The sequence below is a fragment of the Aeromicrobium erythreum genome, from assembly GCF_001509405.1.
Taxonomy (GTDB): Bacteria; Actinomycetota; Actinomycetes; order Propionibacteriales; family Nocardioidaceae; genus Aeromicrobium; species Aeromicrobium erythreum.
On record NZ_CP011502.1, the window covers coordinates 3,526,026 to 3,540,851 of the forward strand.

Here is a 14,826-nt window from a genome sequence, read left to right on the forward strand (position 1 = left end):
GCTAGGCCCGTCGCATGACGATCGGGTGGAGTGCAGGCGAACGTCAGACGGCCGCCGGCGACTCCGCCTCCGACGTCAGCGCACGCACGTGGTGGCGGCTGCGCGGCACCACGAGCGGCGTCCCGCTGACCGGGTCGGGGACGACCTGGCAGGCCAGCCCGAACACGTCCTCGACGACGTCGGCGTCGATGACGTCGGCCGGACGTCCCTGCGTGACGATCGCGCCGTGCTTCATCGCGATGATGTGGTCGGCGTAGCGGAACGCGAGGTTGAGGTCGTGCAGGACCATCGCGATGGTCTTGCCGTGCTCGCGGTTCAGGTCGGTGAGCAGGTCGAGCAGCTCCACCTGGTGGTTGATGTCGAGGTAGGTGGTCGGCTCGTCGAGCAGGAGCAGGTCGGTGTCCTGCGCGAGCGCCATCGCCACCCAGACGCGCTGGCGCTGTCCGCCCGACAGCGCCGTGATCTGCCGGTCGGCGAGGTCGGCCGTGCCGGTGGCCTCCAGCGCCTGCGCCACGGCCGCGTCGTCCTCCGGGCTCCACCGCCGGAACCAGCCCTGGTGCGGGTAACGGCCGCGACCGACCAGGTCGGCCACCGTGATGCCGTCGGGGGCGACCGGGGTCTGCGGCAGCAGCCCCAACACCCGCGCCACGTCGGTCGGACGCTGGTCGTGCACCGACGTGCCGTCGAGCAGGACCGTGCCGGTGCGGGGCTTGAGCAGACGCGCGAGCCCGCGCAGGAGCGTCGACTTGCCGCAGGCGTTGGCGCCCACGATCACCGTGACCTGGCCGGGCGGCACCTGGACGTCGAGGTGCGACACGACGTCGGTGTCGGCGTAGCCGAGGGTGAGGTCCTCAGCGCGCAAGTCATGGGTCCTGGGGTCATGCTCGCGGGAGTCGGTCATCCTCCGCGTCCTTCCCGGTTGACGGTGGCGAGGAGCCAGATGAGGTACGGCGCCCCGACGGCGCCGGTGACGACACCCGTCGGCAGCGAGACGGGCAGGGCGTGCTGGGCGACGAGGTCGGCGGTGAGCACGATGATCGCGCCGACGAACGCGGCAGCCGGCAGGCTCGCGGCGTTGCCGATCAGCCGGACCGCGATGGGTCCGGCGATCAGCGCGACGAACGACAGCGGCCCGGCCGCGGCCGTCGCGAGGGCGACGAGCACGACCGAGAGCGCCAGCAGGCCGAGCCGCGAGCGCTCGACCCGGACCCCGAGCGCCGACGCGGCGTCGTCGCCGAGCTCGAGCGCGCCGAGGCGTCGCGAGAGGACGAAGGCGACGGGCAGCAGCACGGCCACGGCGACGAGCAGGGTGCGCAGCTCGAACGGGCCGGCCGATCCGACGGACCCGACCAGCCAGGTCATCGCCTCGCGCGCGTCGGTGAGGTCGGCGCGGGCGATGACGTAGCCGGTGAGGGCGGTGAACAGCTGGGAGAGGCCGATGCCGACGAGGATGAAGCGGTAGCCGGTGATGCCGCCGCGCCACGCCAGCAGGTAGATCGCGATCGAGGCGAGCAGGGCCCCCAGCAGCGCCATCGTCGACGTCGCGACGGCACCCCAGCCGGTGAACAGGATCGCCGAGACGGCGAACAGGCTCGCGCCGCCGGAGATGCCGACGAAGTCGGGAGAGGCGAGCGGGTTGGCGAGCAGACGCTGGAACACCAGCCCCGCCACGCCGAGCGCGAGGCCCGACCCGAGGGCGGTCGCCGCGGTGGGCAGGCGCAGGTCGAGGACGATGAAGTCGACGCTCGGGTCGTCGGTGAGCCGGAACGCGCTGCCGACGACCTCCCAGGGCGACAGGACGTAGCTGCCGATCATCATCGTGACCACGAAGAGGGCGAAGGTGATCGCGGCGAGCACCAGCGTGATGGTCGTGGTGCGGGCGCGGTGGGCGCGGCGCTGGGCGCGGACGGCGCGCCGCAGGGGCGTCTCGAGGGTGCTCACAGCTGGGCCAGGTCCTTGCGTCGGACCAGCAGGATGAAGGCCGGCGCACCGACCACTCCGAGCACCACGCCCACCTGGAGCTCGCTGGGGCTGACGAGCACCCGGCCGAGCACGTCGGCGCAGAGCAGGATGATCGGGCTCAGCAGGAACGTGTACGGCAGGATCCAGCGGTAGTCGGGCCCGCAGAGGGCGCGCGCGACGTGCGGGACGACGAGGCCGACGAACACGATCGGGCCGCAGGCGGCGGTCGCGGCGCCACCGAGCAGCGCGACCGTGACGAAGACGACCACGCGGGTCAGGCGCACGCGCTGGCCGAGGGCGACGGCGAGGTCGTCGCCGAGGGCGAGCCCGTTGAGCGAGCGACCCATCAGCAGGGCCACGGCGATGCCGGCGACCAGGAACGGCCACGTCTGCGACAGCACCGGCAGGTAGCGTCCGCTGAGCGAGCCGACCTGCCAGAAGCGCAGCTCGTTGAGCGCCTGCAGGTCGGTCATGGTGACGCCCGTGGTGACCGAGTACAGCGACGCGCTGACCGCGGCACCGGCGAGGGCCAGCTTGACCGGCGTCGCGCCCTCGCGGCCGAACGAGGCCACGCCGTAGACCACGACGGTCGCGATGCCCGCCCCGGCGAACCCGACCCACACCGACGTCGACTGGCTGAGCCCGTCGAACAGCATGACGGCGACGACGATGCCGGCCGCGGCGCCCATGTTGATGCCCATGATGCCGGGGTCGGCGAGCGGGTTGCGGGTGACGCCCTGCAGGAGTGCTCCGGCGAGCCCGAGGCCGGCGCCGACGAGCAGGCCGAGGAGCGTCCGGGGCACGCGCAGCTCGCGGATGACCGTCTGCTCCGCCGACGTCGGGTCGTAGTCGGTGAACGCGGTCCAGATGGTGTGCAGCCCGACGCCGCGCGCGCCGATCGTGATGCTGATGAACATCACGACGGCGAGCACGCCGAGGAGCAGGAGGGCGCCGAGCCCGAGCCCCACGGTGGAGCGGTGTCGCGGGGTGGGCGCCTCGACGGGCTGCAGACGCTGGACGGTGGCGGTCACGTGAGGTCCGGGTCGGCCTTCTCGACGGCGTCGCTGAGCTGGTCGAGCTGCTCGGCGTAGTCGCGGTAGGTGCTGATCCAGTAGGCGGGCCACGGGGTGACCGCGCCGGCCTCGACAGCCTTGATCTTGCGCCACGTCGGCTGCTTCTCGGCGGTCTTCGTGCTCTGCTCGAGGGTGCGGTCGTCCATGAGGACGAGGTCGGGCTGGTACTTGTCGGCGTTCTCCCACGACAGGTTCTCCCAGTAGGAGAAGTCGGGGTCCGGGGAGTCGGGCACGATGATGTCGAGGCCGTAGCGGGCGAAGTCGGCCAGCTCGGCCGAGTGCTTCGGCACGGCCACGTACAGGATGTCGTCGGCCGGGGAGACGCCCATCGCGGTGAGGCCGTCGGCGTCGGCGACCGTCGTCCTGAACCGCTCGCGCGCCTGCTCGAAGGCCTCCTTGTCGGACACGATCTCCGCGGAGTCGAGGTCGGCGCCGAGGGTCCCGGAGAGCTCCTCGAAGCCGTCCAGCATCTTCTCGACGGACTGGTCGGCGACCGGCCCGACGACGGGCGCGAGCTTCGCGACCTTCTTGCTCGACTCCTCGACACCGTTCTCGAGGCCGCCGTAGGCCTTCTCGGTGGTCCAGTAGCCGCTGACGATGAGGTCGGGCTTGAGGGCCGCGGCCTTCTCGGCGTCGATCTTGCCCCACGTCTCGCCGAGGATCTCGATGCCGTCGAGGTCGACGCCCTGCAGCGACTTGGTGTCCTTGAGCGGCTGGCTGAGGTAGATGCCGACGGGCCGGATGCCGTGCGCGATGAGCGCGGCGGCGGACTCGCCCTGCGCGATGATGCGGGTCGGCACCTCGTCGGCGGTGTACGTCTTGCCGTCGCCGGAGGTGTAGGTCCAGGCGTTCTCGCCCGACGCCTCCCCGCTCTCGGTGCCGAAGCCGCAGCCGGTGAGCACAAGTGCTGCCGCGGCGGCCAGCAGGGTGAAGCGGGGGCGCAGGGTCATGGGACGTCCTCTCGTAGGCCGTAGGACACACTAACTTAGGTGAGCCTCAACTACGCAAGGGGCGGTGAGCGGGGTCACGCGCCTCCGTCGCTGCGGTGAGCCGGAGATTCTGCGTTCGTGACGGGATCCCGTCGTGAACGCAGAGGCTTCCCAGCTCGAGGCAGGAACGCAGGGTCCCGCGTCTTGGTCCTCCAGCGGCAGGTCACCTAACCTTCACGACCGATCAGCTCTGCGACGAGCGAAGGAGGAGCGACGTGACACTGGAGTTCATCGACGACATCCGCGAGACCGCCTGGCTGAGGCCCCCGGAGTCGGGCCACGCCGCCGCCGAGGCGACCCTGTGGCTCGGGCCGGCGCGGTTCGAGGCCTACGCCCGCGTACTCCAGCTGCCCGACCCCGTGTACGACCGGCAGCCCGAGGCCGAGCTGGCCGACGCGGTGTTCGACGGGGCGCCGAGCGACGACGAGCTCGTCACGCGTGTCGTCGAGGTGCTCGGCGGGTCATCGGACGACCTCTTCCTCCTCCTGTGGGAGGGGTATCCCTACCGACCCGCGCTGCCCGCGACGGCGCGGTTCGACCTGGCGGGCCTGCGTCGGTACGCACTCGCCCGGGGCACGGTCGAGGACTGGGCTCGCTGGGTCCACGAGGCCACCGAGCCGCCCGGACGGGCCTTCCCGCCCGCGTTCGCGTGGCCCGCCGCCCGAGCGTGGTGCATCGCCTTCGACGTCGACGCGCACTTCGCCGGCGTCGGTGCGTCGGAAGAGGCGATCACCCGCCTCCTCGACGCCGAGGGACTCTCGACGGCCCGGGCGTCTCGCGAGTCCACACCCCCGCTCTACGGCTGATCCACAGGGCAGATCCGGGCCGAGGGATGGTGTCGGAGGGTGTCCCTAGGTTGGAGACATGGACGGGAACGGCAACGCGGGCGTGCTCGAGGGACTCACCTCCCTCGGCCGTGAGCGCGCGCGGGCCGAGGCGGCCGAGCTGGTCGCGATGCTGCGGTTCCGCGACGCCGAGCTGGTGCGCACCGCCGGCATCGAGTCGCCGATGGTGCGGCTCGTCGAGCGGTCCGCGATCGCGCTCGAGATCGGCCAGGCGATGGGCCTGTCCGAGGGGCAGGTGACCAACCGCCTGGCCGCCGCCGAGCGCCTGCGCGAGCGAGGACCCCAGACCTGGCTCGCGTTCCGGCGGGGCGACGTCGACTGGGCCCGCAGCCGCGAGATCGCGTCCACCCTCCTCCTGCTCCAACGACCCGAGTCCCACGACCGGCTCGACGACACCGTCGTCGCCTACGCGGCGACCCACACCGTGGCCGAGCTGCGCGCCTGGCTGAAGCGGTTCGTCGCCCGCGTCGAGGCCGAGGAAGCCGCCCAGCGGGCCGAGGCCGCCCGCCGCCAGCGCGACGTGCAGGTCACCCACGTCGACGACGCCATGGCCTGGGTCAACGCCTTCGTCCCCTCGCACCAGGCCGCCGCCATCGACGCCCGCCTGCGCCGCACCCCACGCCCCGACGGCGACGACCGCACCCGCGGGCAACTGCGCGCCGACGCGTTCGTCGACCTCCTCCTCGCCGAGGACACCCCCACCACCGGCCGCGCCCGCACCGACATCGGCGTCGTCATCGACGCCGACGTCCTGGTCGGTGCCGAGCCCGGACCCGCCGTCTCCGACGACGGCACCTGGACCGTCCCCGCCGAGTGGGTCCTCGAGCACCTCGACCCCGACGACACCTTCTTCCACCGGCTGCTCGTCGACCCCATCACGCGCGACGTCCTCGCCCACGAGTACGTCGGCCGGTTCGCGCCCGACGTCCTCGCGACCGCCATCAGCTTCCGCGACGGCGTCTGCCAGGCCCCCGGCTGCCTGAGACCCGCCCGCGACTGCGACCTCGACCACCGAGAACCCCACCCCAGAGGTCCCACGAAGGGATCGAACCTCTGGGCACTGCACCGCCGACACCACACCATGAAGAGCCACCGCACCCTGCGCTGGATCCTGCCCTCCGGCCGCACCGTCGACGCCGAACCCGCCACCCACGGCGTCCCCCACGGCAACACCTCCGACGTCGAGCGTGCCCTGGCCCGAGGCCTCACCGCCGAGTGAACGCCGACGCCCCCACGACCAGCAGGTCGCGGGGGCGTCGGGCGAGCGGTCGGCTCAGACGAACTTCTCGCCGTTCTTCGCCTTCTCCAGCAGCAGGGCCGGGGGCTCGAAGCGGTCGCCGTAGGTGGCGGCCAGCTCCTGGGCGCGGCGCGTGAACGCCTCGACACCGATCGAGCCGTCAGCGGCCTCGTAGCCGTTGACGTACTGGATCGCACCACCCTGCAGAGCCGGGAAGCCGATGCCGAAGATCGAGCCGATGTTGGCGTCGGGGACGGTGCGGAGCACGTTCTCCTCGAGGCACTTGATCGTCTCGAGGCTCATGATGAACGTCAGACGCTCCTTGAGGTCCTCGAAGTCGGGCTGCGTGTCCGACGTCGGGAACTGCTCGCGCAGACCCGACCAGAGGCCGACGCGCTTGCCGTCCTCGTAGTCGTAGAAGCCCGCACCCTTGAGGCGGCCCGAGCGGCCGAGCTCGATCATCGTGTCGATGACGCCCTCGCCCGCGTTGCCCTCCCACGTGCCGCCGGCAGCCTCGACGGCCGCCTTCGACTCGTTGCGGATCTTCGTCATCAGCTCGAGGTTCAGCTCGTCGCTGAGCTGCAGCACCGGCGCCGGGAAGCCCGCGATGGTCGTGGCGCGCTCGATCGAGACCGGGTCGACACCCTCGGCGAGCATGCCGATGCCCTCGTTGACGAACGTGCCGATGACGCGGCTCGTGAAGAAGCCGCGGCTGTCGTTGACGACGATCGGCGTCTTGCGGATCTGCTGGACGTAGTCGAGCGCACCCGCGATGGCGGCGTCGTCGGTCTTCTCACCGGCGATGATCTCCACCAGCGGCATCTTGTCGACCGGGGAGAAGAAGTGGATGCCGATGAAGTCCTCAGGACGCTCCACGCCCTCGGCGAGACCCGTGATGGGCAGCGTCGACGTGTTGGAGCCGAGCAGTGCGTCGGGCTTGACGACCTTCTGGATCTCGCCGAACACGTCGTGCTTGAGCTTGACCGACTCGAAGACGGCCTCGACGACGAGGTCGCAGCCCTCCAGGTCGGCGTAGTCGGCCGTCGGCGTGATGCGCGCGAGGAAGGCGTCGACCTTCTCCTGCGTCGTGCGGCCGCGCTCGAGCTTCTTGGCCAGCAGCTTCTCGCTGTAGGCCTTGCCCTTCTCGGCCGCCTCGAGCGAGACGTCCTTCAGCACGACCTCCATGCCCGCCTGCGCCGAGACGTACGCGATGCCCGCGCCCATCATGCCGGCGCCGATGACGGCGACCTTCTGGAACTTCTTCGGCTCGATGCCGGCCGGACGCGAACCGCCGGCGTTGATCGATCCGAGGTCGAAGAAGAACGCCTGCGTCATGTTCTTGAACTGCTGGCCGACGAGGAGCTCCACGAGGTAGCGGGACTCGATGCGGCTGGCGGTCTCGAAGTCGACCTGCGCGCCCTCGACCGCGGCGGCGAGGATGTTGCGCGGCGCCTTGTACGGCGCACCCTTCGTCTGCTTGCGCAGCATGGCCGGGAACGCGGGCAGGTTGGCGGCGAGCTTCGGGTTCGACGGGGTGCCGCCGGGCATGCGGTAGCCCTGGCGGTCCCACGGCTGCTTCGCCGCGTCGTCGTCGCCCTGCACCGACTCGATCCACGCCTTCGCGGCGTCGAGGAGCTGGTCGGCCGGCACGATCTCGTCGATCAGGCCGATCGACTTCGCCTTGGCCGGCTGCATGCGCGGACCCTGGAGCAGGATGTTCATGAGCGCGTCCTGCAGGCCGAACATGCGGACCGTGCGGGTCACGCCGCCGCCACCGGGCAGCAGGCCGAGGGTCACCTCGGGCAGGCCGACCTCGAGGCGAACGTCCGCGGCGATGCGGTGGTGGGCGGCGAGCGCGATCTCCAGGCCGCCACCGAGCGCGGCGCCGTTGATCGCCGCGACGACGGGCTTGCCGGCCGTCTCGAGCTTGCGGAGCGTGGCCTTGATGCCCTCGACGTTGTCGAAGAGCTTCTGCGCGTCGGCCGGGGTGGCCTGCGTCATCAGCTTGAGGTCGCCGCCGGCGAAGAAGGTCTTCTTCGCCGAGGAGATGATGACGCCCTTGATGCTGTCGGCGTCGGCCGCGATCTCGTCGACCAGGCGGTCGACGGCCTTCGCCATGGACGTCGCGTAGGCGTCGTTCATGGTGTTGGCGTTCTGGTTGGGGTCGTCGAGGACGAGGTTGACGATGCCGTTCTCGACCTCGTAGCGCACTGCTTCGGTCATGGTGTCTCTCTTCTCCTGGGTCAGACGCGCTCGACGATGGTGGCGATGCCCATGCCGCCGCCGATGCACAGCGTGGCCATGCCGTAGCGCTTCTCGCGGCGGTGCAGCTCGTCGACGAGCGTGCCGAGGATCATCGCGCCAGTCGCACCGAGCGGGTGGCCCATGGCGATCGCGCCGCCGTTGACGTTGGTCTGCTCGTGCGGGTAGTCGTCGAGGTCGCGCATGAGCTTCATGGCGACGGCGGCGAACGCCTCGTTGATCTCGATGAGGTCGATGTCCTCGATCGACAGGCCGGCCTTGTCGAGCGCCTTGCGGCAGGCGGGTCCGGGGCCCGTCAGCATGATCGTCGGTTCGGAGCCGATGACCGCAGTCGAGACGATGCGGGCGCGCGGCGTGAGGCCGTGGCGCTCGCCGGCGTTCTCGTTGCCGATGAGGACGAGCGAGGCGCCGTCGACGATGCCGGAGCTGTTGCCGGCGTGGTGCACGTGGTTGATCTTCTCGACCGTCGTGTACTTCTCCAGCGCGACCGCGTCGAACCCGGCGAAGTCGCCGAGGTCCTTGAAGGACGGCTTGAGGCCGGCCAGCGACTCGGCGGTGGTGCCCTCGCGCACGAACTCGTCGTGGTCGAGGATCGTCATGCCGTTGACGTCCTTGACGGGGATGACCGAGTTCGCGAAGTAGCCGTTGGCGATCGCCTTCGCGGCGCGCGCCTGGCTCTCGGCGGCGAACTGGTCGACGTCGTCGCGGCTGAAGCCCTCGAGGGTCGCGATGAGGTCGGCGCCGATGCCCTGGGGCACGAAGTCGGTGTCGAGCGCGGTCCGGGGGTCCATCGCCCAGGCGCCACCGTCGGAGGCCATGGGCACACGGCTCATGGACTCGACGCCGCCGGCGACGATGAGGTCCTCCCAGCCGGACTTCACCCGGGCCGAGGCCTGGTTGACGGACTCCAGTCCGGAGCCGCAGAAGCGGTTGAGCTGCACGCCGGCCACCTGCTCGCCGAACCCGGCGGCGAGGACGGCGGTGCGGGAGATGTCGGCGCCCTGGTCGCCGACGGGGGAGACGACACCGAGGACGACGTCGTCGACCTGGTTCGCGTCGAGGTCGGGGTTGCGGGTCTTGATCTCCTCGAGCAGGCCGTTGAGCAGCGAGATCGGCTTGACCTCGTGCAGCGAGCCGGTCTTCTTGCCGCGTCCGCGCGGGGTGCGGATCGCGTCGTAGATGTAAGCCTCGGTCATGTCAGTGTCCTTCGTGTAGAACCTTCGGTGCCGATTGTGACACCACTACTGTCAGAGTTGCTAGGGGCCTGGCGGATCGTGACACGGGTCACGCCGGGCGGACGACGGGGATGACGCTACGCTCTCGCAGGTGACCGACGGGCCGAACGAGACGATGAGCGTGGAGCAGCTGGCCACGCGTGTCGACATGACGGTGCGGACGGTCCGCTTCTACGCCGGTCGGGGGCTCATCCCGCCACCCCGGCGGGCGGGGCGCAACGGCTACTACGGGCCCGACCACCTCGCGCGGCTCGAGCTCGTCAAGGAGCTGCAGGCGCACGGCTTCACCCTGGCCGCCATCGAGGGCTACCTCGAGCAGATCCCCGCCGACGCGACGCCCGAGCAGGTGGCGCTGCACCGCACGCTCCTCGCGCCGTGGACGCCGGAGATGCCCGAGACGCTCGACCGCTCGATGCTCGAGCGGCGCGCCGGTCGCAGCCTCAGCGACGACGACCTCGAGGTGCTGGTGGCCATCGGCGTCGTCGAGCCGACGCCGACCGAGGACGTGTTCCGGCTCGCGCCCGCGCACCTCGCCGTCGGCATGGGCTTCCTCGACGCAGGCCTGCCCGTCGACGCGGCGCTCGCCGCACGGAGGGTGATCACCGAGCACGGCCGGGCGCTCGCGGTCGAGCTGACCGAGCTGTTCCGCACCCTCGTCTGGCCGCACCTGGTCGCGTCGGGGCAGCCGCCGGAGCTGATCACCGCGATGATCGAGCGGTTCAAGCCGCTCACCGTGCAGGCCCTCGTCACATCGTACGAGGAGGCCGTCGACGACGAGAAGCGGCGCACGGTCCGGCGTCGGGCCAACGAGCGCGACTGACGTCACCCCTGTTTCGTCGAGCGCCCCTTTCGTGCCCTCGGTACGCTGAGGCACGAAGGGAAGTATCCCGACGACCTGGTGCGTCAGCACGGTCCGGCCATCCGGACCCGCGCCAGGTGGCCCTCCCGGGTGGAGAAACCTTCGCGATCCCTGTCTGTCCCTGACATCGTCACCGCGAAGGAGCGCACTCCCCCATGCCCCTCGGTTCCTCACTCGACTGGACCTTCCTGTTCGTCGCGATCATCGTCCTGCTCGCGATCGACCTGCTGCTGACCCGCAAGCGCGACGAGATGCCGGTCAAGGTCGCCGCCGTCTGGTCGGTCGCCTGGATCGCCATCGCGCTCGCCTTCGCCGGCGTGCTGTACCTCTTCGGCACCTCCGAGCAGGCGGGCACCTACCTGGCGGGCTACCTGGTGGAGAAGTCGTTGTCGCTCGACAACGTCTTCGTCTTCCTGGTGGTGCTCGGCGCCTTCGCCATCCCGACGCCGAAGCGCGTGCGTCTTCTGACGTACGGCATCGTGCTTGCGCTCGTGCTGCGCCTGATCTTCATCCTCGTCGGTGCCGCGGCGCTCGACGCCGCCTCCTGGCTGACCTACCCGTTCGCCGCGCTGCTCGCCTGGACCGGCTGGCGCCTGTGGAAGCACCGCAAGGACCACGACGGCGACGAGAAGCTCGTCGAGGGCGTCAAGAACAGGCTGACGATCGCCGAGGGCGACCACGGCGACAAGCTGATCGCCAAGGAGAACGGCAAGCGGATGCTCACCACGGCCGGCGCCGCGCTGGTGGCCATCGCCGTCGTCGACATCATCTTCGCCGTCGACTCCGTGCCCGCCATCCTCGGCATCACCACCGACACCTTCGTGGTGTTCGCGGCCAACGCGTTCGCCCTGCTGGGCCTGCGGCCGCTGTTCTTCCTCGTGGCCGAGCTGGTGGCGCGCCTCAAGCACCTCAAGGCCGCGCTGGCAGCGCTGCTGGTCTTCATCGCCGCGAAGATGGTCTACGGCGAGGTCCTGAACACCAAGGTCGGGGTGGAGTGGTCGCTCGGCGGCGTGCTGCTGATCCTCGGTGCCGGCGTCGTCGCCTCGCTCCCCGCCTACCGACGCGAGAAGGCGAAGGAGCAGGACGCCAAGGTCCAGGAGGGCGACGAGCCGCTCGTCTGACCCTCACGCGGACGGCCCCCACGCAGCAGCGTGGGGGCCGTCGTGCGTCAGAGCCCCATGCCGCGACCGATGATCTCCTTCATGATCTCGGTCGTGCCGCCGTAGATCGTCTGGATGCGGGTGTCGAGGTAGGCCTTGGAGATGGGGTACTCGGCCATGTAGCCGTAGCCGCCGTGCAGCTGCAGGCACTTGTCGACGGTCTTCTTCTGCAGCTCGGTCGTCCACCACTTGCCCATAGCGGCGTCGGCGACGGTGAGGTCGCCGCGGTTGTGCTGGGTGATCGACTCATCGACGAAGACCTGCGCGATCCGCGCCTCCGTCTCGAGCTCGGCCAGCACGAAGCGGCTGTTCTGGAACGAGCCGATCGGCTTGCCGAACGCCTTGCGCTCCTTGACGTAGTCGAGCGTCATGTCGATGGCCGCGCGGCACGCGGCAGCCGCCACGACCGAGATCGACAGCCGCTCCTGCGGCAGCTTCTCCATGAGGTAGATGAAGCCCTGGCCGGCCTCGCCGAGCAGGTTCTCCTTCGGCACGCGCACGTCCTCGAAGTACAGCTCGGCGGTGTCCTGCGCCTTGAGGCCGATCTTGTCGAGGTTGCGACCGCGCTCGAAGCCGGGCGTACCGCGCTCGACGGCAATGAGCGAGAAGCCCATCGCGCCGGCCTCGGGGTCGGTCTGGCAGACCACGAGCACGAGGTCGGCGTTAATGCCGTTGGTGATGAACGTCTTCGAGCCGTTGATGACGTACTCGTCGCCGTCGAGCACGGCCCGCGTCTTGATGCCCTGCAGGTCCGAGCCGGTGCCGGGCTCGGTCATGGCGATGGCGGTGATGGTCTCGCCGGAGCAGAACGTCGGGAACCAGCGCGCCTTCTGCTCGTCGGTGGCGTACGACAGCAGGTAGCCCGAGACGAGGTCGGTCTGGATGACGAAGCCGATGCCGCTGGCGCCGATCCGCGTGATCTCCTCGGACAGGATCGCGTTGTAGCGGAAGTCGGTGATGCCGCCACCGCCGTGCTCCTCGGGCATCATGAACCCGAGCAGGCCGAGCTCGCCGGCCCGCTCCCACACCTCGCGGGGGACGATGCCGTCCTTCTCCCACTGGTCGTGGTGCGGCGCGATCTCCTTCTCGCAGAACGTGCGGACGGTGTCGCGGAACGCCTCGTGGTCGGCGTCGAAGATGGTGCGCTTCATGGTGTGTTCCTTCCTAGGCCTGGACGGCGACGCCGTCGGCGATGAGGGTCTCGACGTCGTCGATGCCCCAGGCGGTCAGTGCGTCCCGGGTGTTGGCTCCCGGTCCGACGGGCGGGGTGGTCAGCTGGGCGGGGGTGCGCGAGAAGCGCGGGGCCGGCGCGGGCTGCGTGGTGCCGTGGTGCTCCACGTAGGTGCCGCGGGCGACGTTGTGGGGGTGCTCGTACGCCTCGGTCAGCGGCAGCACGGGGTGCACGCAGGCGTCGGTGCCGTCGAAGACGTCGGTCCACTCGGCCTGCGTGCGCGACGCGAACCGTCGCTCCAGCTCGGTGCGCAGGGTGTCCCAGTCCTGCAGGTCGTACTGGCCCGGCAGGTCGCCCCCGACCAGCTCGACGAAGACCGCGAAGAACTGTGGTTCGAGCGGGCCGACGGACATCCAGCGACCGTCGGACGTCTGGAAGACGTCGTAGAACGGGGCGGCGCCGCCGAGCAGGTTCGTGCCCCGCCGCCCGTCCCAGATGCCGGCCTGCTGCATGGTCACGGCCATGGTCATGAGGTGGGCGGTGCCGTCGGTGATGGCGGCGTCGACCACCTGGCCCTCACCGGAGGAGCGCGCGTGCAGCAGCGCGGCGAGCACGCCGGCGACGAGGTAGAGCGAGCCGCCACCGAAGTCGCCGAGCAGGTTCATGGGGAACGCGGGGGCGTCGTCGGGGCGTCGCCCCAGCGGGTCGAGCGCGCCCGCGACGGCGATGTAGTTCATGTCGTGGCCGGCGGTCTGGCTGAGCGGTCCGGTCTGGCCCCAGCCGGTCATGCGTCCGTAGACGAGGGCGGGGTTGCGGGCGAGGCAGTCGTCGGGCCCGATGCCGAGCCGCTCGGTGACACCCGGGCGGAAGCCCTCCAGCAGCACGTCGGCGCGCTCGACCAGGCGCAGCACGGTCTCGACGCCGCGCGGGTCCTTGAGGTCGAGCGCGACCGAGGGGCGACCGCGGCCGAGCAGGTCCTGCTCCGGGCTCGTGATCTGCAGCCCGCCGCCGCCGGGACGGTGCACGCGGACGACGTCGGCGCCGAGGTCGGCCAGCATCATGGCCGCGAAGGGTCCGGGCCCGATGCCGACCATCTCGACGACGCGCACGCCGTTCAGGGGTCCTGGGTTGATTGTCACAGCACCATTGTGACAGTACTACTGTCACGATGTCGAGAGCGCCCTGTGGTCGCTCTCACCCTGTTCGGATACCGCCGGTATGTGGCAGCATCTCCCCGTGCACCCCGATCTCGCGTACACCCGACGGGGCACCCCCGGTGCCCCTCCGCTCGTCCTCCTGCACGGCATCGGCCACCGACGCCAGGCCTGGGACCCGGTGATCGAGGAGCTCGCCCGCGACTACGACGTCATCGCCCCCGACCTCTCCGGGTTCGGGGAGTCGCCCGCGTTCGCCGGCGGCGTCCGGTACTCGATGGACAACGCGTGCGACCACCTGCTGACCCAGTTCGAGCGGTGGGGCGTCACCAAGCCGCACGTCGCGGGCAACTCCCTCGGCGGCGCGATCGCGCTCGAGCTCGGCGCCCGCGGGCTCGTCGCGTCGGCGACCGCGCTCAGCCCGGCCGGCTTCTTCGGGCCGATCAACCGCTTCCAGGCGCTGCTGCCCCTGTTCCTCATGCGCCTCTCGGCCATGATCACGCCGAAGCGCCTCCTGCAGCGCCTCGCCGCCGACCTGCGCGGCCGTCGCGCCATCGGCTGGATCCTCTACGCCCACCCCGAGCGTCACGACGCGGAGCACACCTACGGCGACTCGCTCGCGCTGAAGTACTCCACCGCCTTCGAGCGGACGGCGAAGGAGGGCGTGATCTACCGCTTCGACAGCCAGGTGCCCGTCCCCACGACGATCGCCTGGGGCACCCGCGACCGCATCCTCCCCTACGCGCAGTCGAAGGTGGCTCGCCAGCGCCTCCCGCAGGCCCGCCACGAGCCGCTGCCCGGCAGCGGCCACGTGCCGATGGCCGACGACCCCGAGCGCGTCCTGCGGCTGATCCGCGAGACGGCGGTCTGAGACGTTCC

13 protein-coding genes are annotated in these 14,826 nt (G+C 70.7%); 5 read left to right on the plus strand and 8 right to left on the minus strand.

Annotation, left to right across the window (positions count from 1 at the left end):
- Positions 1-43: 43 nt before the first annotated feature.
- From Aeryth_RS16640 to Aeryth_RS16655, 4 genes are read right to left on the minus strand one after another with little or no spacing between them, the layout of a single operon-like run.
- The gene (locus Aeryth_RS16640) at positions 44-901 is read right to left on the minus strand and encodes an ABC transporter ATP-binding protein (protein WP_067860925.1); all 858 of its coding nucleotides are present in this window, start codon (positions 899-901) and stop codon (positions 44-46) included.
- Positions 898-1,941, minus strand: coding sequence for a FecCD family ABC transporter permease (locus Aeryth_RS16645; RefSeq protein WP_236749765.1), 1,044 nt, complete (start codon positions 1,939-1,941; stop codon positions 898-900). Before Aeryth_RS16645 ends, Aeryth_RS16640 begins: the two co-directional genes overlap by 4 nt.
- The gene (locus Aeryth_RS16650) at positions 1,938-2,993 is read right to left on the minus strand and encodes a FecCD family ABC transporter permease (protein ID WP_236749766.1); all 1,056 of its coding nucleotides are present in this window, start codon (positions 2,991-2,993) and stop codon (positions 1,938-1,940) included. The genes Aeryth_RS16645 and Aeryth_RS16650 overlap by 4 nt, the downstream gene beginning before the upstream one ends.
- Positions 2,990-3,985, minus strand: a complete 996-nt coding sequence (locus tag Aeryth_RS16655; protein WP_067860927.1) for an ABC transporter substrate-binding protein — start codon at positions 3,983-3,985, stop codon at positions 2,990-2,992. Before Aeryth_RS16655 ends, Aeryth_RS16650 begins: the two co-directional genes overlap by 4 nt.
- Positions 3,986-4,239: 254 nt before the next feature.
- Between Aeryth_RS16655 and Aeryth_RS16660 the strand changes: the two genes are divergently transcribed.
- Entirely contained in the window at positions 4,240-4,830 is a 591-nt protein-coding gene (locus tag Aeryth_RS16660) for a hypothetical protein (protein ID WP_067860929.1), read from the plus strand.
- A 58-nt stretch (positions 4,831-4,888) separates the two neighbouring features.
- The gene (locus Aeryth_RS16665; protein ID WP_067860931.1) at positions 4,889-6,088 is read left to right on the plus strand and encodes an HNH endonuclease signature motif containing protein; all 1,200 of its coding nucleotides are present in this window, start codon (positions 4,889-4,891) and stop codon (positions 6,086-6,088) included.
- Positions 6,089-6,142: 54 nt separating this feature from the next.
- On the opposite strand, the gene Aeryth_RS16670 is transcribed toward Aeryth_RS16665, so the two are convergent.
- Positions 6,143-8,329: a 3-hydroxyacyl-CoA dehydrogenase NAD-binding domain-containing protein gene (locus Aeryth_RS16670; protein ID WP_067860933.1), complete on the minus strand. Its 2,187-nt coding sequence runs from the start codon at positions 8,327-8,329 to the stop codon at positions 6,143-6,145.
- 20 nt (positions 8,330-8,349) lie between these two features.
- A complete protein-coding gene (locus Aeryth_RS16675) occupies positions 8,350-9,564 on the minus strand; it encodes an acetyl-CoA C-acetyltransferase (protein ID WP_067860935.1) in 1,215 nt (404 codons plus the stop codon).
- A gap of 130 nt (positions 9,565-9,694) precedes the next feature.
- On the opposite strand from Aeryth_RS16675, the gene Aeryth_RS16680 reads away from it, so the two are divergent.
- Together Aeryth_RS16680 and Aeryth_RS16685 are read left to right on the plus strand one after the other, a co-directional pair.
- Positions 9,695-10,423 (plus strand): MerR family transcriptional regulator, encoded by a 729-nt coding sequence (locus Aeryth_RS16680; protein ID WP_236749767.1) that lies wholly within the window; start codon positions 9,695-9,697, stop codon positions 10,421-10,423.
- Between the two features lie 194 nt (positions 10,424-10,617).
- Positions 10,618-11,583 carry a TerC/Alx family metal homeostasis membrane protein gene (locus Aeryth_RS16685; protein ID WP_067860937.1) on the plus strand — a complete coding sequence of 322 codons (966 nt, stop codon included), beginning with the start codon at positions 10,618-10,620 and terminating at the stop codon, positions 11,581-11,583.
- Positions 11,584-11,630: 47 nt separating this feature from the next.
- On the opposite strand, the gene Aeryth_RS16690 is transcribed toward Aeryth_RS16685, so the two are convergent.
- Positions 11,631-12,773 (minus strand): acyl-CoA dehydrogenase family protein, encoded by a 1,143-nt coding sequence (locus Aeryth_RS16690; RefSeq protein ID WP_067860939.1) that lies wholly within the window; start codon positions 12,771-12,773, stop codon positions 11,631-11,633.
- Positions 12,774-12,786: 13 nt separating this feature from the next.
- Positions 12,787-13,932: a CaiB/BaiF CoA transferase family protein gene (locus Aeryth_RS16695; RefSeq protein WP_236749768.1), complete on the minus strand. Its 1,146-nt coding sequence runs from the start codon at positions 13,930-13,932 to the stop codon at positions 12,787-12,789.
- Between the two features lie 97 nt (positions 13,933-14,029).
- On the opposite strand from Aeryth_RS16695, the gene Aeryth_RS16700 reads away from it, so the two are divergent.
- Entirely contained in the window at positions 14,030-14,818 is a 789-nt protein-coding gene (locus tag Aeryth_RS16700) for an alpha/beta fold hydrolase (RefSeq protein ID WP_202967691.1), read from the plus strand.
- Positions 14,819-14,826 lie beyond the last annotated feature (8 nt).